The organism is Sphingopyxis sp. UBA6723, from assembly GCF_002454115.1.
GTDB lineage: Bacteria > Pseudomonadota > Alphaproteobacteria > Sphingomonadales > Sphingomonadaceae > Sphingopyxis.
This window is the reverse complement of sequence record NZ_DKIH01000007.1, coordinates 59,458-79,680: the sequence shown is the minus strand read 5'-3', so window position 1 is coordinate 79,680 and position 20,223 is coordinate 59,458. Positions and strand designations below refer to the sequence as shown.

The window sequence follows — 20,223 nt, the reverse complement described above, 5'->3', positions numbered from 1 at the left end:
CCCCCTCCCCGTTCCGGGGAGGAACTTTCTGTCCGCTATCGGTAGCTAGTGGTCGGACGGGAGGACTGGACAAGTCCGCGCCCCTCTGTTCAAGCGCCGACATGGCCGAGGTCAAACTGCATCCCGACTGGCTCGCGGCGATAGGCGGTGAGTTTGCGCAGCCTTATATGGCGGCGCTGAAAGCGTTTCTTGCCAGCGAGCGTGACAAGGGCAAGACCATCTATCCGCGCCCGCGCGACTGGTTTGCGGCGCTTGATGCGACCCCGCCGCAGGATGTGCGTGTCGTCATATTGGGGCAGGACCCCTATCATGGGCCGGGGCAGGCGCATGGGCTGTGCTTTTCGGTCCAGCCGGGGGTGCGGGTGCCGCCGAGCCTGGTCAACATCTATAAGGAAATGCAGAGCGACCTTGGCATTCCCCGCGCGTTGCACGGGCACCTCGGGCATTGGGCAAGCCAGGGCGTGCTGTTGCTCAACAATTGCCTGACGGTCGAGGCCGGGCAGGCGGCGTCGCACCAGGGCAAGGGGTGGGAAAAGTTCACCGACGCCGTCGTCGCGGCGGTCGCCGCCGATCTGGCGCCGAAGGTCTTCATCCTGTGGGGTAGCCATGCGCAGAAAAAAGCCGCGAATGTTGGGGGACTGGGCGCGGGTAGTCCGCATCTGATCCTGCGCGCGCCGCACCCGTCGCCGCTGTCGGCGCATAATGGATTTTTCGGGTCGCGGCCGTTCAGTCAGACGAATGATTTCCTGGCGGCGCAGGGGCGCGGGGCCATCGACTGGGCGCTGCCTGACAATCCGGACGCTGCCACCGCATGAACCTGCTGAGCGATCCGCTGACGCTCGCCGTGCTGGCGCTGGCGGTGATCCTGCTCGGGCTCGCCAAGGGCGGGCTGTCGGGGGTCGGCGCGCTGGCGACGCCGATCGTCGCGCTGGTGCTGCCGCCGACGCTCGCCGCCGCGCTGCTGCTGCCGATCCTGATCGTGCAGGACGTCGTCAGCGTATGGTCGTTTCGCAAGACATGGGACGGGTGGATCATCGGCTGGATGCTCCCCGGCGCCGCGGTCGGCATCGGCGCGGGCTATTTTTTCGCCGAGCAGGTCGACGAGGCGAAGCTGATGGCGGCGCTCGGCGCGATCACGCTGGCGTTCGGGGTGTACCGGCTGTGGGTCGAGCGCGGCGGGCGGGTGGTCGCCGCGTCGACGTCACCGGGCTGGGTCGGCAGTCTGTTCGGGGTCGCCACCGGCTTCACCAGCCAGATTGCGCATGCCGGCGGGCCGCCGTTCCAGATGTGGGTGACGCCGCGCCGCCTGCCGCATCTGGTGTTCGTCGGCACCAGTTCGGTGCTGTTCGCGGCGATCAACTGGATCAAGGTGCCCGCCTACATCGCGCTCGGCGCCTTTCCGCACGAGGTGCTGGTGGCCGCGGCGCTGCTGATGCCGCTGGCGATCCTTTCGACCTTGCTGACCGTGCGCTGGCTGAAACGGATCGACGGCGCCCGCTTCTATGTCCTCATCTATCTGCTGATGGTCGTGCTCGGCGCCAAGCTGATGTGGGACGGGCTGGCGGGATAACAGGCGACTTGCGGCGCCAAACGGCGTAGGCTGCGCCGCGACGGGCACAGGCGTCCGCCCCCTTTCAAGGTATTGACCATGGCCAAAGGCCAGAAGAAGACGAGCCGTGAAGTCCGCAAGCCCAAGGCCGAAAAGCCCAAAAAGCCGAACGCCAGCAATCCGTCGACCAAGGTCGGCGTGGTCGCGGGCCTCGACAATATGAAGAAATAAGCGCGCGGGGCAGGCAGGAGGCGAGCATGGTTCAGGCACGATGGAACGGTGCGGTGATCGCCGCGAGCGACGCTACGGTGGTCGTCGAGGGCAATCATTATTTCCCGCGCGCCGCGGTCGATGCGGCGCTGCTGTCGGATAGTGCGACGACGAGCTTTTGTCCGTGGAAGGGCACCGCGCGCTACCACCATGTCACCGTCGATGGCCAAGTGAACAAAGACGCCGCCTGGTACTATCCCGACCCCAAGGATGCCGCGACCGAAATCAAGGACCGCATCGCCTTCTGGAAAGGCGTCGTGGTCGGCTGACTGCGTTTGCTCTGTCGATGGCCATCCAGATCCTTGTCGATGCCGACGCCTGTCCGGTGAAGGACGAGATTTACCGCGTCGCTTGGCGGCACGAGGTCGCGGTGAAGGTGGTGAGCAACAGCCGGCTCCGCGTACCCGAACACCCGCTGATCGAGCGGGTGGTGGTGTCGGACGGTTTCGACGCCGCCGACGACTGGATCGCCGAAGCGGCAGATGCGGCGAGCGTCGTGGTCACCGCCGACATCCTGCTCGCCGACCGGGCGCTGAAGGCGGGGGCGAGCGTGCTTGGTCCCAATGGCAAGCCGTTCACGCTGGCGTCGATCGGCCCGGCGATTGCAACGCGCGCGATCATGGCCGATCTGCGCGCCGGGGGCGACCAGATCGGCGGCCCGCCGCCGTTCACCAAGACCGACCGCTCGCAGTTTTTGCAGGCGCTCGACAGCGCGCTGGTGCGGCTGAAGCGCGGATAGCCGTTTTTACGGAGGTTGACCGCGCCGACGCGTCGCCGCATCCTGATGCTATGGCGCGACTCTATACCAGCTTCGCCGAATTCTGGCCCTTTTACCTGCGCGAGCATAGCAAGGCTTCGACGCGGGCGTTGCATTATGTCGGGACCAGCCTGGTCGTGCTGATCGCGATCGGGGCGGTGGTGAGCGGTCGGTGGGGGTGGCTGATCGCGTTGCCGCTGGCGGGCTATGCCTTTGCGTGGGCGGCGCATTTCGGGGTCGAAAAGAACCGGCCCGCGACCTTTACTTATCCGCTGTGGAGCCTGGCCGCCGATTTCAAGATGTGGGGGCTGTGGCTGACCGGACGGCTCGGCACCGAACTCGACAAGGCGGGGGTCGCGCGCTGACGCGTTTTCGTCATTTCCGCGGTGCATGTTAGGCTGTCCGTTCCGAGTCCCGTCCGCCCCCTTGTCCAAGGAGACATTGCATGACCGTCAATCACGCTTCCGCCCGTTACGAAGGTTTTGGCAAGGAGGGCAAGGGGTCGATCACGACCAAATCGGGGGTGCTCGACAAGCAGGTCTATGGGTTCGGCACGCGCTTCGAAGGGCAGCCGGGGACGAACCCCGAGGAGTTGATCGCCGCGGCGCACGCGGCCTGTTTCACCATGGCGCTATCGTTCGGGCTGGCGCGCGCGGGCTATAGCGGCGAGACGCTGGAGACGAGCGCAGCGGTGACGCTCGATCAGGTCGAGGGCGGGTTCGAGATCAGCCAGTCGGCTTTGACGCTGGTCGCCAAAGTGCCGGGGATCGACGCCGACGAGTTTGCGAAAATCGCCAAGGAGGCCGAAATGACCTGCCCGGTGTCGAAGCTGCTCGATTGCGAGATCACATTGGAGCACCGCCTGGAAAATTAGGCGGCGGCGAAGAACATCAGATAGACGAGCCGCCCGTCGGCGGGGGTCGTGCCGAAACCCGCGGCGCTGTTGTGGAACATCCACGGGCTGAACAGGATCAGCCGGTTACACCGCATCGGGGCGGTAAAGCTTTTTTCCCAGCGCGCCGGGGTGGCGGTGTCGCGGTTCACCACCGCTTCGACCAGCTGGTTGATGTCGTTATATCCGGCGGCGACGATGCCCTCGCGCGTCGGCCATGCCAAAGGCGCCGGGGCAGACCGCGGTTTCGAAGCGCGCGATCTGGCCGCGTGGGGACGCCGGGGTCAGCGCGCCGACGAAGGATTCGATCTGCTGTTCGATATCGCGCTGGCCGATGACGACGATCGGCGCATCGTCCTGCGCCGCGGCGGGTGCGGCGAGCAGGGTTAGGGCGAACAAGGCGAAACGCATGGACTGGCTCCCGAAGGGTTGTGACGGTCGAAGCGCCGGAGCCCTGTTGCGGGGACGGGCCGCGGCAGGATGCTCCGACTGCACCGACCATGACCGCCGCGCGCACCCCTGTCGCGCTGGCTTCGACAAGGCGCAGATATGCGCCGACCGGCGGGCGGGCGACCACGACCCGGCAAAAAGCATTTGATCTCAACTGCGCTTGAGCTTTCATACCCATCGGCAGTCGATTCGTGAACGGAGTCCTTGCCGATGTTGCACTATCCCGCTGCCCCCTCTTCCGCTGCCCCCTCTTCCGCTGCCCCCTCTTCCGCTGCCCCCTCTTCCGCTGCCGACGATGGCGATCCCGCGCCGTCGGAGCGGGCGCCGCTGCTGACGCGCTATCTGGCGCGGATCGGTTACACCGGGCCGGTGACGCCGACGCTGGATGTGCTGGCGGCACTGCAGGCGGCGCATATCGCCACCATCCCGTTCGAGGCGATCGACGCGCTGACCGGTGTCGGGATCGACATCGGCGCTGAGGCAGTCGCGGCGAAGCTGATCGACCGGCGGCGCGGCGGTTATTGTTTCGAGCAGAATGGCCTGTTCCTGAGGATATTGCAGGCGATCGGGTTCGAGGCCGAAGCGATGCTGGGCCGGGTGCGCTGGATGCTGCCGGATGATGCCCCCGCGACCCCGCGCACCCACCAGGTGGTGCTGGTGACGCTGGACGGGCGGCCGTGGCTCGCCGATGTCGGGTTCGGCGCCGCGGTGCCGCCGCAGCCGCTGGCGTTAGACAGCGAGGCGCCGCAGCCGACGCAGCACGAAGATTACCGCGTGTCGCGCCGCGATTTTGGGTGGGAAGTCGAGGCAGAGATCGGCGATGCGTGGCAGACGCTGTACCGGCTGGACGCCGCCGCAGCGCCGCCGATCGATTGCGTCGTCGGCAATTGGTACACCTCGACGCACCCGGAGTCGCATTTCACCCGCCAACTGGTCGCGGCGCGGACGACCGCCGAGGCGCGCTATGGGTTGCGCGACAACCGGTTGACGGTGCGGCTGGCCGATGGGCGGATCGACCGGCGCTATCTGACCGCCGATGAAATCGAGCGGACGCTGGCCGAGATTTTCCTGCTGCCGGTCGAGCGCAGCTGGCGCCCCGTCATCGAGCGCGCCGCCACCGCCGAGATCGCGGCGTAGCGGCGCGCGTGGTTCGGCTTAGCGGCAGCGCACGTCGTTGTTGTTGCCGCTGCGTTCGATCGCCCGGCCCGCCACCGCGCCGCCGATCGCGCCGAGGATGGTGCCCAGCGTTTCCGAGCCGCCCGGGGCGATGACGTTGCCTGCGACGCCGCCAGCGATCCCGCCAACGATCAGCCCCGTCGACCCGTCATTGCGGCGGCAATAAAATTTGCCGTCGCGGCCGCGATAGACGCGGTCGTTGCTCGACAGGCGGCGCTCGCGATACCGGCGGTCGGTGCGGTAATAATTGTCGGCATAATAGCCGCCGTGGCGCGGGTCGGGGCGGTTGTAATCATAATTGCCGTACTGGCTGTAATAATTCTGGTCGTAATAGCCGTAGCCGCCATCGTCATAACCGGTCCCGGCGCCGACCCCGCCATAAAGGCCGTTAGAGGCGCAGCCCGCAACCAGCGCGGTCGCCGCGGCGAGGGGCAGGATCATCAGCTTTTTCATCGACATCACTCCATAAGTCGCGTGCCGGGCCAGACGGGCGTGGGCATGCTCTGTTTTTGCCCCACGCATGAAGTAAAGTCTTGAAAGCGGCGGGAGTTCCGTCGGAGATCAGGCGAACGCGATGTGCCGGAGGCGGGGGGGTTGGCAATGCGGCGGTTTCGGGCATGATGCCGTCCCCATGTGCAACCATTATCAGAATCATCCCGAGGCGATTCCGACGTGGCGCGAATATATCGGCGCGCAGCCGTACGACGCGCCCTTTTCGGAGACGCGGATCGACGTGTGGCCGCGGCGGATGGGCGAGGTGGTGCGGACGGTGGATGGCGCGCGCGTCGCGGGCGAGATGGCGTGGGGGGTGCCGCTGACGCTGCCCGGCAAGCGGCCGGGGACGACGGTGACCAAATATGTCACCAACGTCCGCAACCTGGCCAGCCCGTTCTGGGCCAATATGCTGAAACGCCCGGCGCAGCGGTGCCTGGTGCCGTTCAGCCGCTTTGCCGAACCCAAGCTGGGGCCCGACGGCAAGGGGACGAAGGACGAGCATTGGTTCCGCGTCGCGGACCGCGCGGTCGCGGCGTTCGCGGGGCTGTGGCGCCCGACCGCGGTCGGCGATGCCTATGCGTTCCTGACCTGCGCCCCCAACCCGCTGGTCGCGCCGCTGCATCCCAAGGCGATGCCGGTGATTTTGGCCGAGGATGATTATGCGACATGGCTGGACGGCGATGCCGAAGCGGCGGCGGCGCTGGCGGTGCCGTTTCCGTCGCAGCTGATGGTGGTGGAGTAGGGGCGGGTTACCCGATGATAACCAACGCTGCCTTATCTTGCGGCCCATGCCGAACGAGATATTGGCCCTGATCGACAAACCGATACTGCTGGCGATCGTGCTGGCGGTCGGCGCGACGATTGGGGTGGGGGCCGAGCGGATCGTTTAGGGGTGGAAGCGCGCCGAACGGCGGGAGCGGTGGCAGAAGCGCGGCGGCAAGCGGGCGTGGGGCGGCGGTAAGGCGAAGGTCGTGCCGGCGGCACCGCCGCCCAAGCCCGCCAGTCCGGTGGCGACCGCCGCCGAGCAATTGCGCGTCGTGATGGAGGCGCCGTTTACTGCGCGGCCGTTGTTCAATCAGGGTGAGCGGCGCTTGCTGACCGTGCTCGACAAGGCACTGGCCGAGGAAAGCCCCGGCTGGCGCGCGATGGGGCAGGTGTCGCTGGGCGAGATTCTGGCGAGCCCGAACGAGGCGGCGTTCTTTGCGGTCAATTCCAAGCGCGTCGACCTGCTGATCGTCGACGCCGACTGCCGCCCGCTCCATGCGGTCGAGATGCAGGGGACGGGGCATCATCTGAGCGACACCACTGCCGCGCGCGACGCGGTAAAACGCGAGGCGCTGCGCCGCGCGGGCATCGGCTATGTCGAGGTGGTCAGCGGCGACACGCCCGCCGAGGTGCGGGCGATGGTGAGGAAGCTGGTGGGGCGGGGGAGTTTGGGATTTTAGTTAGCTGTCACGGAAATCCATCTGAAGGTAACGTCATATTGCTTCTGCTTCTACCTTGGTTCTATTGAACCTTACGTAATGGGAGCAAAGAGACTTTGGAAAAGCTGGATATCACTACGAGCCGAACGGGAGACCGTAAGTTCGCGATGGGGCGTGTTAACGTGTTCCTCGGCGCAAACGGAACAGGCAAGTCCACACTGCTTGCAGAAATTCGTGGGCGGATTTCGCAAATTCTTCCTGACCACTCGATGTTAAACATTGAGGGCGGGAGGGCGATGGATATGGTAGACACGCTAGAGCTTACAGCCGCAAATTTTAAGCAGTATCGGACCTTCGACCACGCAATTGGACAGTACAAAAATAAAAGGTCCGGTACTCTTCGTAGCCGACTCTTTGACGCTCTCAAGAGTCTCGAACTCATGGCGGAGAGATCGAAAATCCAGCACTCGGATGACGTTCACAGTTGGCAGGTAGAAGAAGAAAGCAAACCTGAGGGCGAGCGCTCACCAATGCCTCGGCGCCTTCAAGATCCAATGACGAAGGTGTTCGAAACCTTTTCGGATATTTTCCCAACCATTGAACTGAAATATGTTCCACAATCGCGCCATCTTCGTTGCAAAAAGAAAGGTAATGAATACGGCCCAACAAGTTTGTCAGATGGAGAAAAACAGGTATTTTCTATTCTTGCCGACATAGTCGAACTTGCTGACCAAAAAAGTGTCCTTTTTATTGATGAACCTGAGTTAAATCTTAATCCTGCACTCGCAAACCGGCTTTGGTCCTCTGTGGAAAGTTTGCTTCCTGAGGCTATATTCTTCTATGCGACCCACAGTGTGAGCTTTGCGAATCGGGATAGCGTTGAAGTCCTCATAGTTCTAAGTGACGACAACGATAATATTCAGCAAATTGGAGAAATATCTTCCTTATCTGATGCCGATAGGCAAGAGTTACTTGGGAATATTACGCAGATTTTGTCGAACAAAAAATCTCTCATTGTAGAGGGAGAGCCTAGTTCATTTGACACAATATTTTATAGCTGGCTATTGAACGACAGAGACCTAACGCCGTCCCCTGTTGGTGGCTGTGAAGATGTGATCGCGATCGCCTCTCGATCTGGGAAATGGAAAGAAATTTCTCAAAATATGAGCTTAGTAGGAGTGGTAGATCGGGATTATCGATCGAATGAAAAACTTAACAGTATATCTAATTCAAATGTAATAGTTCTTGATTATCATGAAGCAGAGAGCTTTTTTTGTCATCCGAGCGTAGCAGTTTTGGTAGCTTCTTCTCTAGGGACAGCAAGTCCTATTCCAGATGAGAATGTTATCGTTGATTTTATCCTAGAGTTCGCGAGAGAAAACCAACTCAAAGTTGCGGCAAGGCGAGCGGCTTCGCGTTTCGACTACCGGATAGGGGCATCTATTCCTAATCGGACATTGGCGAATTTGGGCAACAAGGAGCAGGTCAAAACTCTACTGAAATCTGATATCTTAAGTCAGACCAAGCGAGCGCAGGAAGAAACAACAGATGCCAAGATCGGGGAAGCAGTTGATCGTGAATACGAGGCAATTGGTAATGCTGTTGATAAATCTGATATCGATGAGCTTCTCCGACTTCTGCCTGGTAAAGAACTTCTCGCAAAAATTGCGCCAAAATGCGGCTGCGTCGATGCCAACGCAGTGGCTCGGGCGGCGCGGCATCACCTAAATGCGTCAGCCTTTCCTACGCTTACGGCCCTCCAAGCTGCGATCGTTATGAGGCTAGAACTAGGTCAGCCGCCCGCTAAGGATGTTGGGAATTGCGGTGATAGGTTCAACGGCCTTTAATCTCAATGATCAGCTTACGTCGGGCGCGTGACCATATTCGGCGTAAAGTTCAAGCAGCCGCTCCGGGCTGATGCCGTCTAGCTGCGCAATCGTCAGGTCGTGTGCATCGTCGTCTAGGCTGATCGCCGGTCGTTGTCGGCCCAACTGCGGATAGACCCAGCAGCCTTGATTGAGCGTTTCGGGAAAACCCTTGAGGTTGTTCGCGAACCAGCCCCACCATGGCCCCATATCGCTGTATTTGCCGTCGTCGAAACCGTCGATATAGCGGTCGAAATTTTCGCGCGAGAGGGTCGACCAGACGCCGTAGCCGAATTTTTCGGGTAACCCGTGGACGGGGATATCGAAGACGCAGCGGACGAAGAAATGCTGACCGTCGATCACGCAGAAATCTTCGGACAGGAAATCGCCGTCGAGCCGTAGCGCGCTGTTGGGTTCGAGCTGTTCGGCGTCGCCCCAATGATCGGGGGCCAGCGCGCCGATGTCGAACATGCCTTCATGCTCGACATCGCAGCTCGCGCATTTCCAGTGGGCTGATTGCAGAAGCTGAAGCGCGGACGGCTTTCGCCCTCCGAACAGCTTTCCGAACAAGCCCCCTCCGCTCATCAGTCGTGTTCGCGCCCGCCCGAACCCAGATAAAGCTCACGCCCCGATTCCTCATAGACCTCGCTCATCTGCGCCATGCCTTTTTCGGCCTCCTCGACGGCGATGAAGCCTTCGGCATCTTGATTTTGCAAGCGGGCAAACTCGCGCACCTCCTGACTGATCTTCATCGAGCAGAACTTCGGACCGCACATGCTGCAGAAATGCGCGGTCTTGGCGCCTTCGGCTGGCAAGGTCTGGTCGTGGTACTGCTCCGCCGTGTCGGGATCGAGGCTCAGGTTGAACTGGTCGCGCCAGCGGAATTCGAAGCGGGCTTTGCTCAGCGCGTCGTCGCGGACTTGCGCGGCGGGGTGGCCCTTGGCAAGGTCGGCGGCGTGGGCGGCGAGTTTGTAGGTGACGACGCCGACCTTCACATCGTCACGGTCGGGCAGGCCCAGATGCTCCTTCGGCGTGACGTAGCAAAGCATCGCGGTGCCGTACCAGCCGATCTGCGCGGCGCCGATGCCGCTGGTGATATGGTCGTAACCCGGCGCGATGTCGGTCGTGAGCGGCCCCAAGGTATAGAAGGGCGCCTCGCCGCACGCCTCCAGCTGCTTTTCCATATTCTCCTTGATCTTGTGCATCGGGACGTGGCCCGGCCCCTCGATCATCACCTGAACATCCTGCGCCCAGGCGCGCTTGGTGAGCTCGCCCAGCGTGTAGAGCTCGGCGAACTGCGCCTCGTCGTTCGCGTCATAGATGCTGCCGGGGCGCAGGCCATCGCCAAGGCTGTAGGCGACGTCATAGGCCTTCATGATCTCGGTAATCTCGTCGAAGCGTTCGTAGAGGAAGCTTTCCTTGTGATGCGCGAGGCACCATTTCGCCATGATGCTGCCGCCGCGCGACACGATGCCGGTCATGCGCTTGGCCGCGAGGGGGACGTAGGGCAAACGAACACCCGCATGGATGGTGAAATAGTCGACGCCCTGTTCGGCCTGTTCGATCAGCGTGTCGGCAAAGATTTCCCAGGTCAGGTCCTCGGCGACGCCGCCGACTTTCTCCAGCGCCTGATAGATGGGGACGGTGCCGATCGGGACGGGCGAGTTGCGGATGATCCATTCGCGCGTGTCGTGGATGTTGCGCCCGGTCGACAGGTCCATGACGGTGTCGGCGCCCCAGCGGATCGACCAGACCATCTTGTCGACCTCGGCCGCGACGTCGCTGGCGACCGCGCTGTTGCCGATATTGGCGTTGATCTTGACGAGGAAGTTGCGGCCGATCGCCATCGGCTCGCTTTCGGGATGGTTGATGTTGCTGGGGATGATCGCGCGGCCGCGGGCAACCTCGTCGCGGACGAATTCGGGGGTGACGTAATCGGGGATGCTGGCGCCGAAGCTTTCGCCGTCGCGTTTGTATTCGGACAGGCGGGCGCGGCCGAGATTTTCGCGCTCGGCAACATATTCCATCTCGGGCGTGATGATGCCGCGGCGGGCGTAGTGCATCTGGCTGACGTTCTGGCCGGGTTTGGCGCGCAGCACCTTGCGGCGCACGTTGGGGAAGGCGGGGACGCCGCCGCTGCGGTCGGGGCCGAGCTGGCCATTATCCTCGGGCTTCACCTCGCGCTGGGTGACCTCTTGGACGTCGCCGCGGCCGCGGATCCACTCAGCGCGGATTTCGGGGAGGCCGGCGTTGATGTCGATCGTCGCGTTCGCGTCGGTGTAGGGGCCGCTGGTGTCATAGACGCGGACGGGCGGCTCGCCCGACGAGGGTTCGAGCAGGATCTCGCGCATCGCGACGCGGATGCCGCTGCCGGTCTGGGTCGCGACGTGAATCTTGCGGCTGCCGCGGATCGGGCCGGTGGTGACGCCGATGGGCTGGGCTTGCGTCTTGTCGAGGCGGCTGTCGATGTCGGCCATGTCTGTTCGCTCCAAAGGTTCGGAGCGAGAATGGGGATTCCGGGCTTGGAATACCGACCCTCCCTCCGCCGGTATTATCCGGATCAGGTTCAACGGGTCGCGGTGTATTCCGCTCTCAACCGGCGATCACGCGCGCGGCTCCCCGGGGATGGCGCGATGATAGGGGCAATGGTCGCGGCTGTCTATGCCGTCCGGCGGCGAAGCGCGCGCCACGCGATCAGCAGCGCGGCGCTGACCCCGATGGCGGTGTAGATCGCCGGTGAGGGGTCGGCGGCGGTGCTCGCCGACCCGCCCCACGCGACGATGAAGGCAAAGGGGACGACGCCGACGCCATAGCCCAGCAGAAAGCGGGTAAAGCGCATCCGCGCGACCCCGGCGAGGGTGCAGCTGAGTTCGGGGAGGATCGGCAGCGCCTGGCAAGTGAACAGCACGAGCAGGTCGTTGCGGGCAAAAGCGGCCTCGATCCCCGCGAGACGACTGTCGTCGCCGAACAGCCGGGCGAGGATCGGGCGGCCGAAACGGAAACCAAGGCCATAGCCGAGCGTGCCGAGCAGCATCAGCCCCGTGGCCGCTGCGGCGCCGCCGACGATGGGGCCGAGAATATAACCCGCGAGCAGGATCGTCGCCATCGTCGGCACCGCGATCAGCAGGTCGACGACGAGCAGCACGATGACGAGCAGGACGAACCAGCCGGGGTGGATCGCATGGGCATCGGCCAGAAAGGCGCGCACGCCCTCCTCGGTAACCAGCCCGGTGCCCTGGATGATGACGAAGGTCGAGGCGAAGATCAGCGCGAGGATCAGCGCGACGCGGAGCAGGTCTTTCATGTGCGTTTCAGCATCGCAGCGGGAATAGCGGGGGCGATGCGGCCGAGCAAGGGCAGCAGCCGCGCCTTGCCGACATAGATGTCGTTCTGGCCGCGCTTGATGCCGGCGATGATCGCCGCCGCGGCGGCCTCGGCGCTCAGCTTGCCGCTGCCGCGCCCGGCGGTCATCGGCGTGTCGACCAGCGGCAGGATCGCCTCGATCACCCGCACCCGCGTGCCTTCGACCTGATAGCGCAGCGACCGGGTCAGGCTGTGCAGCGCCGCCTTGCTGGCGCAATAGAGCGCGGTCGTGGTCTTGGGATGGAAGGCGAGGCCCGACGAGATGTTGACGATCGCGGTCGGCTCCACGCGCGCGCGCAGGACGGGCAGCAGCGCTCGGGCGATGATCGCAGGGGCGAGCAGATTGATCGCCACCTCGCCCTGCAGCGCCGCGGCGTCGAGCGTCGGATCGTCGAGCCGCACGGCAAGCTGAATAGCAGCGTTGTTGATGACCAGCGCGATGTCGGGATGGTCGGCGGCGATGCGCGCGAAGCACGCCTCGGTCGCCTGCGGATCGGCGAGATCGCAGGCATAAGCGGTGAGGCCGGGTGCGGGCGCACCCTCGGCGGCGCGGCGCGATACCGCGATGATGCGTTGCCCGGCGGCGAGCAGCTGTGCGGCAAGGGCGGCGCCGATGCCCGAGGTGGTGCCGGTGATGAGGACGGTGCCCGGTTGCGACAACAGCTGCGACATTCTAACTCCATGGCATGGGATGGTCGTGGTGCTGTGCCACGTCCAGCGGTACGAGGCATTGACTTGGGTTCATCGACACAGCTTTTCGATCCTGCCGCGCTGGCCGACCGGTTGCGGACGCGCGCTCGCGCCGATGGCGTGTGGCATGGGCGCGACCAGGATGCGGGGACCATGTTGTTTGCAGCCGCGGACCCGTCGACGCAGCTGTGGGTGCTGGAAAGCGGGCTGGTCAAGCTCCATTATCTGACCGCGGCGGGCGAGGATTGGGTGAAAAGCTTCATCGCCGACCGCGGGCTGTTCACGGCCAGCGGCGACCTGGGGGTGGACGGCGTCGCCCGCTTTGGTGCGACCTGTCTGGAACCCTGCCGCGTTGCGGCAATACCACTGACGTGGCTCGATCGCAGCTTGACCACCGACCGCGACCTGCAGGGCGATTTCGCTCGCTTTGCGGCGTGGTTACAAGCGCGGAAACAGCGGCGCGAAGAGGCGCTGCTGTGCCGCAGCGCCGAGCAGCGCTATCGCGATTTCTGCGCCGCCGACGGCGGGTTGGCGGCGCGGCTGCACCAGGCCGACATCGCCCGCTATATCGGAATCACGCCGGTGGCGCTCAGCCGCATCCGGCGGCGGTTGGGACTGACCGGCACGACCGCCTGATCCCTGACCTGCGGCCTCGCTGTGCCGTGCGGGCTGGATCAGGCATGATCCAGCACATCGGCGCCGTTTGCGGCGAGCCGGGTGCGTTTGTCATAATCGCCGAGCACCGCCTTGGTCAGGCCGAAATCGGTGATCGCCAGGATCACCAGCTCTTCGGTTTGCGACAGGTTTTTCGACTGGTGAAACACCCAGCGCGGGACGAAGGCGAGCCCGCCGGCGTTCAGCGTCAGCGTGGCCTCGCCGATACGGACCTCGGCACTGCCGCTGATGATGTAGAACAAGGATTCATGCGCATGTTTGTGGAGCTCGTTGTTGCGGCCCGCGGCAATCCGCACGACGCGCGCGTCGAACGCCTGGGTGCCGGGAAAATCGAAGACATCGACGGCAAAATCGATGCCGAGCTTGTCGTTGCGGTTGCGATAGATTTCGCGGTGGCTGTTGCCCGGGTCGGCACGAAACGCGCTGACCGGCGCGTCGGCGGCGAGCGGGCGGCGCGCTTCGATATTGGTGACGAGGGCGAGCAAGTCGGGGTTCATGCGAGTGTGTTCCAGTTGGCGCGGGGGGCCGCGGGGCGACGCATCGCACCGTGGCCCCGCGCGGTGACCGTCAAAAGGCCATCGCCATGGCGGGACGTTCGGCGCGCGCCAGAGCGCGTTCGTAGAGCCAGTCCCAGAAGGACGAGCGGAGCGACAGCGCCTTGATCATTCCGCGGCGCAGATCGCCCTTGCCGGTCGGGGTGGCGGCAAAGGCCAGCGAGATTTCCTCGAGCGCTTCCTGATGATGGTCGTCGACCGCGGTGTGGAGCGGGAAAAACACCGTGTCGCGCGGGTGCAGGTCGGTGCGGGCGAGAGCCTTGACGAAGGGGACGTAGATCGTGCTGACGATATTTTCGGTGCCAAGACCGAGCGCGCCCAAGGCTTCGGCCGCCGAGCCATGGGTCAGCGTGGTCAGGAAGGATTCGCGCCAGCACACCAGTTCGATCGCGTCATCCTCTGGCACATAGGGGGCGGTGATGCCGGTCGCTTCGCGAAAGCGGCGGAACAGTTGCGGATGCGGAATGCCTTCGATCCATTCGCGCTCGACCCCGACCGCGGCCAGTTCGGCATATTCCTCATCATCGTAAATGCCCGATTCCTCGGTCAGATTCTGGAGCAGGCTGTGACGATGGGCGGGGGTTTCCAGCTTGGAAATCACGGTGGTCAGATAGCGCGGGAAATGCAGCGAATAGCCGTAATAATGTTCGGCAAAGTCACGCAAAGCCCAATCGGGATCGGGCAGGTCATCGGCGGCCAGCGCGGTCAGATATGGATGATTTACAGCCCGATGGCCCAGAGATTCTTCGATTAGATCCTTTATTGAAACAGTCACACGGCCTCCTCGGTAATTTTTTTGGGGGGAATTTTATCTAATTCACGATGTTTTTATTATTTTGATCCGGAGAATGTTTTCTATATGCGCGACTGTCAGCCGATGAAAACCGCTCCAGAGACCCGGGTCATTATATTCGCGTCGGGGTCACCCACGGCCTTTGCACGGGCGGACCCGGGGTGGCCGCCGCTCCGATGGGGGGAGCAGCGCGCTGGACGCAGCGGCAATCGCCTTGGACTCTGCGCCCTGGGCGGGAGTGTCGGCCATGTGCCGCTGCGCTGTGGGTATCCGGAGCGAGAATCGCTTATTCAGGGTGCTGCGCCGACCCTCTCGCCGCTGCAAGAAGAAGGACGGTGCTACGACAGGCCCAGCACGAGCGGGTTTGGCGATGGTGCGGATTCAACGCACGATGCTTTAGCGTTTGCGCTTGCCTTTCGGTTCAGGGACGATGGCGTTCCGATAGATGCCGATGACCTCCACCGCGCAGGGGCGGCCCAGCAGTTCGGTGCGGCCCAGTTCGCGCGCCTGCTGGGCGTAGAAGTTGCATGTCGGGAGGTTCAGCGTTTCCTCCGGCGAATTGCCGTAGCCGATGGTGTAGACATTGTCCGGACTGCGCAGGATCGAGAAATAGGTCGACTGATCGGCGCTCCATCCCATGCACGACCCGATGTTGAACTGCGGCCCGTTCACGCGCAGGCATTCGGTCTGATAGGCCTCGACCGCCGCGGCATAAGTGGGGTGCCCCGCCGTGAGGATGTAGTGCGACTCCTTGGTGCGCCAATTCTTATATTCGCGAAAGGCCAGCCATAAAGGCTGCCAGCCCTTGGGCGGGCGCGTGAGCGGTGCGAGGACGCGGCGCCAGGCCTCGACGGGTTGGCTGGGGGCCGCGGCGTCGTCGCCCCCGCCGTTGCGGCTGCCGGGAACACAGACGGGAATATAGACACCCGAATTCTCAGTGCCCGCCTGCTGCTGGCCCGATGGCATCATGCCCGCGGGACAGCCGCCCTCGGCCGCGGCGGGAGCGGCCCAGGCGGCGGCGAGCACCGCGGCGGCGGCAGTCAGTACGCGACGGAGGGAGCGGGTCATCAGCGGTTCCCGGCAAGAAAATCATGCACGACGAGGCCGGCGGTGCGGCTGTCGTAGGCGGCCTGCAACGCGCAGGGTTGCTTCTGCTGCTTGCACAGCGCCTGCGCCGCCTGCGCCGCGCGCTTGGCGCTGGTTTCGGGCGTCGCGCTGTGGCCCGTGCCGATCGCGTAAGTCTGGATAAACCCATTGCCCGCATAGGCGAGGAGGCCGCACGATACGCCCGTGGCCTTGGTGCACGCGGCCAGCGCCTCGCGCTCGGCATCGGCGAGGTGGTGGTGGCCGCGCGCGATATAGAGGCGGTTGTCATAGCCCTCTGTGCCCTTCACCCACGCGACCGCGGCATAGCGCTTGCGCGCGGCGGCGAGGTTGGGTCGGTGCTCGCGCTTGCCCGACGCAAAGGTGCCGACGACCTCGCACGGCAGCGGTTGCTTCGCGCTGCAGTCGGCTAGTACCTGCTTGCGGGTGCGACCGCCGTCGCCCGCCCAGGCGCTCAAGAGCTCGCCGTAACGGTTGCGGACTATTGCCATCGCCGAATTGTTCCACTCGCCGATGGTGGTGCAGCCGCCGCCCATGTCGCGGCTGCAGGCGGCGAGCGCGGCGCTGGGCGCGGCGTTCGGCCCGTTGTAATTGCCCGACAACCACACGTCGCCAGCGTCGGGGTGCCAGGCGATGGCCGCATAGGTCTGCATGACGGGGCGCGGCGCGGGGGTCGGCGCGCCCGCGCTCGGATTGGGCGCGCAGAGCGGGGTGCCGTCGGGTGCATAGCCGACGATCATGTCGCCGGGGCCGGGACCGCCGGGACAGCGTTGCTGTGCCGCGGCGGTGCCGGGGAGAATAAAGGCTGCCGCAACCAGGGCGGCGGGCAGGCCGAACGCCGCAAGACCGGAAAATGCGTTCATCGGGATTTTGCCGCGGCGTCAAAATCATGGACCGTGACACCCGGGGTGCCGCTGTCATAAGCGGTCTGGATCGCGCACCGCGCCTTGCGATTTTTGCAGTCGGTCTCGGCGGCCTGCTGCGCCCGTTTGACGGTGCGCTCGGCAACCACCGACGTATCGGTTCGCTCGGGGTAACCGAGCTGAAAGGTCAGCAGGGTGCCATTGGCGACGGCTACGGCAATCTCGCAGTTACGGCCGGTGGCATTGGTGCAGGCCGCCGTCGCCGCCGCCTTTGCCTCCGCCATCGTTCGATGCGCGGAGGCGATATAGAGACGGCCGTTATAGCCCTCGCCGCGGACCCAGGCGCCGGCCGCATAACTTTTGCGCGCGGTGGCAAGGTTGGGCGTATGGCGGCGCTTGCTGGAGCTGAAACTGCCCACCACTTCGCACGGCAGCATCTGGATCGCTTTGCAATCGGCGAGCATCTTTTTGCGCATGGTGCCGCCTTGGCCGTTCCATCCGGCATAGCGGTTGCCCTGAGCGTCGCGGATGATCGACATCGACGAATTGTGCCATTCGCCGATCGAGATGCAGCCGCCGCCCATCGCTTGATTGCACGCGGTGAGCGCTTCCTGTTCGGCGGCGTTCGGCCCGGTCCAGTTGCCGAACATCCACACATCATCGACATCGGGATGGAGGGCGATCGCGCCATAGCTGTAGCTCGGCGCCGAAGCTCCGCCGCCGCCGCCGCCCGCCGCCGGGGCGCAGATCGGTACCGCGGCGACGCCGTGGCTGCCCCCCGACACGCCGACCTGGACCTCGCCGGGGCCGGGGCCGCCGGGGCAGGGATAATTTTGCGCCGCCGCCGGACGCGGCATCCATAGCAGGGCGGCGGCCAGCAATAGCGCGGCGCCGAAACCAAAACGCGAAAGCATAAGATCATCCTTTGAGGAAAAATTCCTGCGCATGAGGCATCAGCGTCCGCATCCCCTCGATATGCGAGCGGAGCGAGGCGAGCGAGATGCGGCGGTCGGCGGCGTAGAGCGTCGAATCGATGCACATCAGCCCCGGGGCCTGGCGCGAGGCGCGGCCGTACATATTGGTGCTGTTCCAACGCTCGGCGAGATCGGCAGACCCTTTGGGCGCCGCGATGCACGAGCGGAATTGCAGCAACCGGCAGCCGCTTGTTTCGCACTGCGCCAGAAACAGCGAATAGGTGGTGTCGGCGGCGTCGATCCGGACGGGATCGCCGCCGCCGCCATCGACCAGCCGGACCTGATGGCCGAGTTCGCCAAGCGCACTGACGATGGTGGCCGGTTTCATGGCGAGCAGCGTGCGCGCCTCGACCGCGTCCTGGGCGCGGGCCGGGGGTGTCGCGGCCCCCACCGCGGTCAGCAACAGGGCGAGACCGGCGATCGCGCCGCCTGTGAGCAAGGTCATTTTCATAGCTGATTTTTATCAGGCACATGAATAGCCAACCAATGATGTGATGTACTGGTGCACCATCTTCGCTTTGGGCGAGATGCGGCTGGTATAGGAAAGAAGCGTGGGGCCGGCGCCCCCTGATGAGGAACCGAAGCCGATGACGAGATGGTGCGTGACGCGACATGGCAGGATGGCGGTGGCCGCATTGCTGCTGGCCGGGGTGGCGGCCTGTGGCAGCGAACCCAGCGATGCGGCAGCCAGCGCCGCCGCGGTCGATCCGGCGGCCAAGCCCGCCGCTGCGCGCGCGCCCAACACCGCCGGTACCGACGGCGCCGACGATCGCCCGGTGCGCCAGATGACCGAAAGCGACCGGCTGCGGCTCGAGATGGCGGACGGTGCGTGCCGGAGCAATGATTTCAAAGGCTTTTTCCAGGCGTTCACCGGATCGTGGGCGGTGCGCGAAAAATATACCGCGGCCAAGGTCGGCTTTGGCGAGACCGGCAAGGCGCGCAAGATCGACAAGCGTCGCTATCTCGATCAGAATCATTATCCGCTGGCGACGATCGATTATTTCTTCGTGACCGCCGAAACCGCGATGAAATTCGACATGAACGGCGGCGATGCAAAGGATCTGCGCTACGTCCAGATCGAGTTCAACCAGTCGGGCGACAACCGCGTCCGGATCGACTGGCTGCCGGGAATTTTCGAAATGAACCTGACCCCGCCGCCCGAAGATCTGCAGGAGGGCTTGGGCGATCTGGTGCAGGAAACCGGGTCGGGTGGGTATCTGCTGTTTTTCCCGACCGAAAGCTGTTGGGAACTGGTCGACGACATCGCCAACCCGCCGCTGGAGATATGATGAACTTCGAAACGCTTTTGCGCCGGTTGCTCGCTGTGCGCCCGGCGCTGCTCATCATCACCGCGCTGCTCGCGCTCGCCGGAATCGCCTTGCCCGCCGCGGCACAATATCCCTGTCCGTCCCCCGGCCCGAACGATCAGGTGGTCGGCGAAGTCGACCTTGGGCCGGGGCTCGGCAAGGGGTTGATGTGCGTGCCCCGCAACAATGGTCCGGCGGCGCCGCCCGCGGCGCCGCGCATCGTCAATCAACATGCTGCGATTGCGTGGCACCCCGATGTCGAAGAGGTGTGGATGGAGGGGAATTTCGACGGCCCGCGCGGCGCCCAGGAAAAGGCGCTGGCGGCGTGTCAGCGGGCGATGGGATCGGGGTGCGCGTCGATTGGCGAATGGGCCAATTCCACAACCGCGATCGCGCGCGACTGGAACGGGTTTCTGCACAGCGGTTGGGGTACGAACGGTGCGGCAGCCAAGGCTGCGGCGCTGGCCAATTGCGGCCGCGAGCAGCCGCTGCCGTGCGAAATCGTCGGCACCTATGGCGCCGGCAAACAGCGGGCGACGCCCGATCTGGCGAAGGCGCGCAAATTGTACGGCGCGGCCGCCTGGGTCGAGGACAAGCGCGCGCCCAAGACGGCGTCGGTGCGCGCATGGATCGCGACCGGACACCCGACCCTGGCGGCAGCGACCGGCGCGGCGGTGGCGGCGTGCGAGCGCGCCAACCCCGGCCTGACCTGCGCCTATTGGGGCGTCACCGGCAACGGCGTGATCCAAACCTACACCGACAGGGGCTATCCGAACGGTCTGCCCGAACGCAACGCCAAGCGCGCGGCGGAAGCGGCGCGGAAACTCTGCGCCAAAGGCGGCGGCGCCTGTATCCTGCAAACCGTTTATGACACCCGTCGGCCGGGGCTGGTGGTGCATGATTTCAACGCTGCGAAAGCGCAATAGCCACGACGCGGCCGCAGGCTTGCTGTCACAATCACACGCATAATTGTCATCGCCGTGTCGCCGAGCCGACGCGGTAATGACGCCGACGCGGGGCAG

General features: G+C 64.4%; 27 protein-coding genes and 1 riboswitch. Of the genes, 14 read left to right on the top strand and 13 right to left on the bottom strand.

The window, feature by feature from the left end; translation table 11 throughout:
• Positions 1–101: 101 nt before the first annotated feature.
• From ung to B4F07_RS05700, 7 genes are all read left to right on the top strand, one after another.
• Positions 102–815, top strand: coding sequence for a uracil-DNA glycosylase (ung, locus tag B4F07_RS05730; RefSeq protein ID WP_293704597.1), 714 nt, complete (start codon positions 102–104; stop codon positions 813–815).
• A complete protein-coding gene (locus tag B4F07_RS05725; RefSeq protein ID WP_293702090.1) occupies positions 812–1,570 on the top strand; it encodes a sulfite exporter TauE/SafE family protein in 759 nt (252 codons plus the stop codon). The genes ung and B4F07_RS05725 overlap by 4 nt, the downstream gene beginning before the upstream one ends.
• Before the next feature lie 78 nt (positions 1,571–1,648).
• Positions 1,649–1,780, top strand: coding sequence for a hypothetical protein (locus tag B4F07_RS05720; protein WP_268239169.1), 132 nt, complete (start codon positions 1,649–1,651; stop codon positions 1,778–1,780).
• Positions 1,781–1,806: 26 nt separating this feature from the next.
• Positions 1,807–2,088 carry a DUF427 domain-containing protein gene (locus tag B4F07_RS05715; RefSeq protein WP_293702099.1) on the top strand — a complete coding sequence of 94 codons (282 nt, stop codon included), beginning with the start codon at positions 1,807–1,809 and terminating at the stop codon, positions 2,086–2,088.
• Positions 2,089–2,111: 23 nt separating this feature from the next.
• Positions 2,112–2,558: a YaiI/YqxD family protein gene (locus tag B4F07_RS05710; protein ID WP_293702160.1), complete on the top strand. Its 447-nt coding sequence runs from the start codon at positions 2,112–2,114 to the stop codon at positions 2,556–2,558.
• A gap of 50 nt (positions 2,559–2,608) precedes the next feature.
• Positions 2,609–2,941 carry a DUF962 domain-containing protein gene (locus tag B4F07_RS05705; protein ID WP_293702101.1) on the top strand — a complete coding sequence of 111 codons (333 nt, stop codon included), beginning with the start codon at positions 2,609–2,611 and terminating at the stop codon, positions 2,939–2,941.
• Positions 2,942–3,021: 80 nt separating this feature from the next.
• On the top strand, positions 3,022–3,450 hold the full coding sequence (locus tag B4F07_RS05700; RefSeq protein ID WP_293702104.1) for an OsmC family protein: 429 nt from the start codon (positions 3,022–3,024) through the stop codon (positions 3,448–3,450).
• Here the strand turns inward: B4F07_RS05700 and B4F07_RS05695 are convergent.
• Positions 3,447–3,692, bottom strand: coding sequence for a hypothetical protein (locus tag B4F07_RS05695; RefSeq protein ID WP_293702106.1), 246 nt, complete (start codon positions 3,690–3,692; stop codon positions 3,447–3,449). The two genes, B4F07_RS05700 and B4F07_RS05695, sit on opposite strands and share 4 nt — an antisense overlap.
• Complete coding sequence (locus B4F07_RS05690; protein ID WP_293702109.1) at positions 3,649–3,879, bottom strand: hypothetical protein; 231 nt, start codon at positions 3,877–3,879, stop codon at positions 3,649–3,651. Before B4F07_RS05690 ends, B4F07_RS05695 begins: the two co-directional genes overlap by 44 nt.
• Positions 3,880–4,128: 249 nt before the next feature.
• Here B4F07_RS05690 and B4F07_RS05685 point away from each other — a divergent pair, with 249 nt between their 5' ends.
• Positions 4,129–5,055, top strand: a complete 927-nt coding sequence (locus B4F07_RS05685) for an arylamine N-acetyltransferase family protein (protein ID WP_293702111.1) — start codon at positions 4,129–4,131, stop codon at positions 5,053–5,055.
• Between the two features lie 18 nt (positions 5,056–5,073).
• On the opposite strand, the gene B4F07_RS05680 is transcribed toward B4F07_RS05685, so the two are convergent.
• Entirely contained in the window at positions 5,074–5,547 is a 474-nt protein-coding gene (locus tag B4F07_RS05680) for a glycine zipper 2TM domain-containing protein (RefSeq protein WP_293702114.1), read from the bottom strand.
• A gap of 178 nt (positions 5,548–5,725) precedes the next feature.
• On the opposite strand from B4F07_RS05680, the gene B4F07_RS05675 reads away from it, so the two are divergent.
• The 3 genes from B4F07_RS05675 (at position 5,726) to B4F07_RS05665 (ending at position 8,860) form a co-directional block, all read left to right on the top strand.
• Complete coding sequence (locus tag B4F07_RS05675) at positions 5,726–6,331, top strand: SOS response-associated peptidase family protein (protein ID WP_293702116.1); 606 nt, start codon at positions 5,726–5,728, stop codon at positions 6,329–6,331.
• A 229-nt stretch (positions 6,332–6,560) separates the two neighbouring features.
• Positions 6,561–7,034: a DUF2726 domain-containing protein gene (locus tag B4F07_RS05670; RefSeq protein ID WP_293702119.1), complete on the top strand. Its 474-nt coding sequence runs from the start codon at positions 6,561–6,563 to the stop codon at positions 7,032–7,034.
• Between the two features lie 95 nt (positions 7,035–7,129).
• Complete coding sequence (locus tag B4F07_RS05665; RefSeq protein WP_293702122.1) at positions 7,130–8,860, top strand: AAA family ATPase; 1,731 nt, start codon at positions 7,130–7,132, stop codon at positions 8,858–8,860.
• A gap of 9 nt (positions 8,861–8,869) precedes the next feature.
• On the opposite strand, the gene B4F07_RS05660 is transcribed toward B4F07_RS05665, so the two are convergent.
• The 4 genes from B4F07_RS05660 to B4F07_RS05645 all read right to left on the bottom strand — a co-directional run bounded on the left by B4F07_RS05660 (position 8,870) and on the right by B4F07_RS05645 (position 12,913).
• Positions 8,870–9,463: a DUF2199 domain-containing protein gene (locus B4F07_RS05660; RefSeq protein ID WP_414711722.1), complete on the bottom strand. Its 594-nt coding sequence runs from the start codon at positions 9,461–9,463 to the stop codon at positions 8,870–8,872.
• Positions 9,463–11,355 carry a phosphomethylpyrimidine synthase ThiC gene (gene thiC / locus B4F07_RS05655; protein ID WP_293702125.1) on the bottom strand — a complete coding sequence of 631 codons (1,893 nt, stop codon included), beginning with the start codon at positions 11,353–11,355 and terminating at the stop codon, positions 9,463–9,465. The genes B4F07_RS05660 and thiC overlap by 1 nt, the downstream gene beginning before the upstream one ends.
• Before the next feature lie 43 nt (positions 11,356–11,398).
• A riboswitch (TPP riboswitch) is annotated at positions 11,399–11,510 on the bottom strand.
• Between the two features lie 27 nt (positions 11,511–11,537).
• Positions 11,538–12,182, bottom strand: coding sequence for a VTT domain-containing protein (locus B4F07_RS05650; RefSeq protein WP_293702127.1), 645 nt, complete (start codon positions 12,180–12,182; stop codon positions 11,538–11,540).
• Positions 12,179–12,913 (bottom strand): SDR family NAD(P)-dependent oxidoreductase, encoded by a 735-nt coding sequence (locus B4F07_RS05645; RefSeq protein WP_293702130.1) that lies wholly within the window; start codon positions 12,911–12,913, stop codon positions 12,179–12,181. The genes B4F07_RS05650 and B4F07_RS05645 overlap by 4 nt, the downstream gene beginning before the upstream one ends.
• A 63-nt stretch (positions 12,914–12,976) precedes the next feature.
• On the opposite strand from B4F07_RS05645, the gene B4F07_RS05640 reads away from it, so the two are divergent.
• Positions 12,977–13,567, top strand: a complete 591-nt coding sequence (locus B4F07_RS05640) for a Crp/Fnr family transcriptional regulator (protein ID WP_293702132.1) — start codon at positions 12,977–12,979, stop codon at positions 13,565–13,567.
• Positions 13,568–13,605: 38 nt separating this feature from the next.
• Here the strand turns inward: B4F07_RS05640 and B4F07_RS05635 are convergent, their stop codons facing one another.
• The 6 genes from B4F07_RS05635 to B4F07_RS05610 form a co-directional block, all read right to left on the bottom strand.
• Complete coding sequence (locus B4F07_RS05635) at positions 13,606–14,103, bottom strand: cupin domain-containing protein (protein ID WP_293702135.1); 498 nt, start codon at positions 14,101–14,103, stop codon at positions 13,606–13,608.
• Positions 14,104–14,173: 70 nt separating this feature from the next.
• Positions 14,174–14,935, bottom strand: a complete 762-nt coding sequence (locus B4F07_RS05630) for a TenA family transcriptional regulator (protein WP_293702138.1) — start codon at positions 14,933–14,935, stop codon at positions 14,174–14,176.
• Between the two features lie 414 nt (positions 14,936–15,349).
• Positions 15,350–16,021, bottom strand: coding sequence for a hypothetical protein (locus B4F07_RS05625; protein ID WP_293702140.1), 672 nt, complete (start codon positions 16,019–16,021; stop codon positions 15,350–15,352).
• Positions 16,021–16,920 carry a DUF4189 domain-containing protein gene (locus B4F07_RS05620; RefSeq protein WP_293702142.1) on the bottom strand — a complete coding sequence of 300 codons (900 nt, stop codon included), beginning with the start codon at positions 16,918–16,920 and terminating at the stop codon, positions 16,021–16,023. Before B4F07_RS05620 ends, B4F07_RS05625 begins: the two co-directional genes overlap by 1 nt.
• Positions 16,917–17,834, bottom strand: a complete 918-nt coding sequence (locus B4F07_RS05615) for a DUF4189 domain-containing protein (protein WP_293702145.1) — start codon at positions 17,832–17,834, stop codon at positions 16,917–16,919. The genes B4F07_RS05620 and B4F07_RS05615 overlap by 4 nt, the downstream gene beginning before the upstream one ends.
• Positions 17,835–17,838: 4 nt before the next feature.
• Positions 17,839–18,339: a hypothetical protein gene (locus B4F07_RS05610; RefSeq protein WP_293702148.1), complete on the bottom strand. Its 501-nt coding sequence runs from the start codon at positions 18,337–18,339 to the stop codon at positions 17,839–17,841.
• A 142-nt stretch (positions 18,340–18,481) separates the two neighbouring features.
• Between B4F07_RS05610 and B4F07_RS05605 the strand changes: the two genes are divergently transcribed.
• Together B4F07_RS05605 and B4F07_RS05600 are read left to right on the top strand one after the other, a co-directional pair.
• Positions 18,482–19,183, top strand: a complete 702-nt coding sequence (locus B4F07_RS05605) for a hypothetical protein (protein ID WP_293702151.1) — start codon at positions 18,482–18,484, stop codon at positions 19,181–19,183.
• Positions 19,180–20,127 carry a DUF4189 domain-containing protein gene (locus B4F07_RS05600; RefSeq protein WP_293702154.1) on the top strand — a complete coding sequence of 316 codons (948 nt, stop codon included), beginning with the start codon at positions 19,180–19,182 and terminating at the stop codon, positions 20,125–20,127. The genes B4F07_RS05605 and B4F07_RS05600 overlap by 4 nt, the downstream gene beginning before the upstream one ends.
• Positions 20,128–20,223 lie beyond the last annotated feature (96 nt).

Coding starts and splice junctions, on each gene's coding strand:
- ung (WP_293704597.1), top strand. CDS start 102: ATGGCCGAGGTCAAACTGCATCCCGACTGGCTCGCGGCGATAGGCGGT.
- B4F07_RS05725 (WP_293702090.1), top strand. CDS start 812: ATGAACCTGCTGAGCGATCCGCTGACGCTCGCCGTGCTGGCGCTGGCG.
- B4F07_RS05720 (WP_268239169.1), top strand. CDS start 1,649: ATGGCCAAAGGCCAGAAGAAGACGAGCCGTGAAGTCCGCAAGCCCAAG.
- B4F07_RS05715 (WP_293702099.1), top strand. CDS start 1,807: ATGGTTCAGGCACGATGGAACGGTGCGGTGATCGCCGCGAGCGACGCT.
- B4F07_RS05705 (WP_293702101.1), top strand. CDS start 2,609: ATGGCGCGACTCTATACCAGCTTCGCCGAATTCTGGCCCTTTTACCTG.
- B4F07_RS05700 (WP_293702104.1), top strand. CDS start 3,022: ATGACCGTCAATCACGCTTCCGCCCGTTACGAAGGTTTTGGCAAGGAG.
- B4F07_RS05690 (WP_293702109.1), bottom strand. CDS start 3,879: ATGCGTTTCGCCTTGTTCGCCCTAACCCTGCTCGCCGCACCCGCCGCG.
- B4F07_RS05685 (WP_293702111.1), top strand. CDS start 4,129: ATGTTGCACTATCCCGCTGCCCCCTCTTCCGCTGCCCCCTCTTCCGCT.
- B4F07_RS05680 (WP_293702114.1), bottom strand. CDS start 5,547: ATGAAAAAGCTGATGATCCTGCCCCTCGCCGCGGCGACCGCGCTGGTT.
- B4F07_RS05675 (WP_293702116.1), top strand. CDS start 5,726: ATGTGCAACCATTATCAGAATCATCCCGAGGCGATTCCGACGTGGCGC.
- B4F07_RS05660 (WP_414711722.1), bottom strand. CDS start 9,463: ATGAGCGGAGGGGGCTTGTTCGGAAAGCTGTTCGGAGGGCGAAAGCCG.
- thiC (WP_293702125.1), bottom strand. CDS start 11,355: ATGGCCGACATCGACAGCCGCCTCGACAAGACGCAAGCCCAGCCCATC.
- B4F07_RS05650 (WP_293702127.1), bottom strand. CDS start 12,182: ATGAAAGACCTGCTCCGCGTCGCGCTGATCCTCGCGCTGATCTTCGCC.
- B4F07_RS05645 (WP_293702130.1), bottom strand. CDS start 12,913: ATGTCGCAGCTGTTGTCGCAACCGGGCACCGTCCTCATCACCGGCACC.
- B4F07_RS05635 (WP_293702135.1), bottom strand. CDS start 14,103: ATGAACCCCGACTTGCTCGCCCTCGTCACCAATATCGAAGCGCGCCGC.
- B4F07_RS05625 (WP_293702140.1), bottom strand. CDS start 16,021: ATGACCCGCTCCCTCCGTCGCGTACTGACTGCCGCCGCCGCGGTGCTC.
- B4F07_RS05620 (WP_293702142.1), bottom strand. CDS start 16,920: ATGAACGCATTTTCCGGTCTTGCGGCGTTCGGCCTGCCCGCCGCCCTG.
- B4F07_RS05615 (WP_293702145.1), bottom strand. CDS start 17,834: ATGCTTTCGCGTTTTGGTTTCGGCGCCGCGCTATTGCTGGCCGCCGCC.
- B4F07_RS05610 (WP_293702148.1), bottom strand. CDS start 18,339: ATGACCTTGCTCACAGGCGGCGCGATCGCCGGTCTCGCCCTGTTGCTG.
- B4F07_RS05605 (WP_293702151.1), top strand. CDS start 18,482: ATGACGAGATGGTGCGTGACGCGACATGGCAGGATGGCGGTGGCCGCA.
- B4F07_RS05600 (WP_293702154.1), top strand. CDS start 19,180: ATGATGAACTTCGAAACGCTTTTGCGCCGGTTGCTCGCTGTGCGCCCG.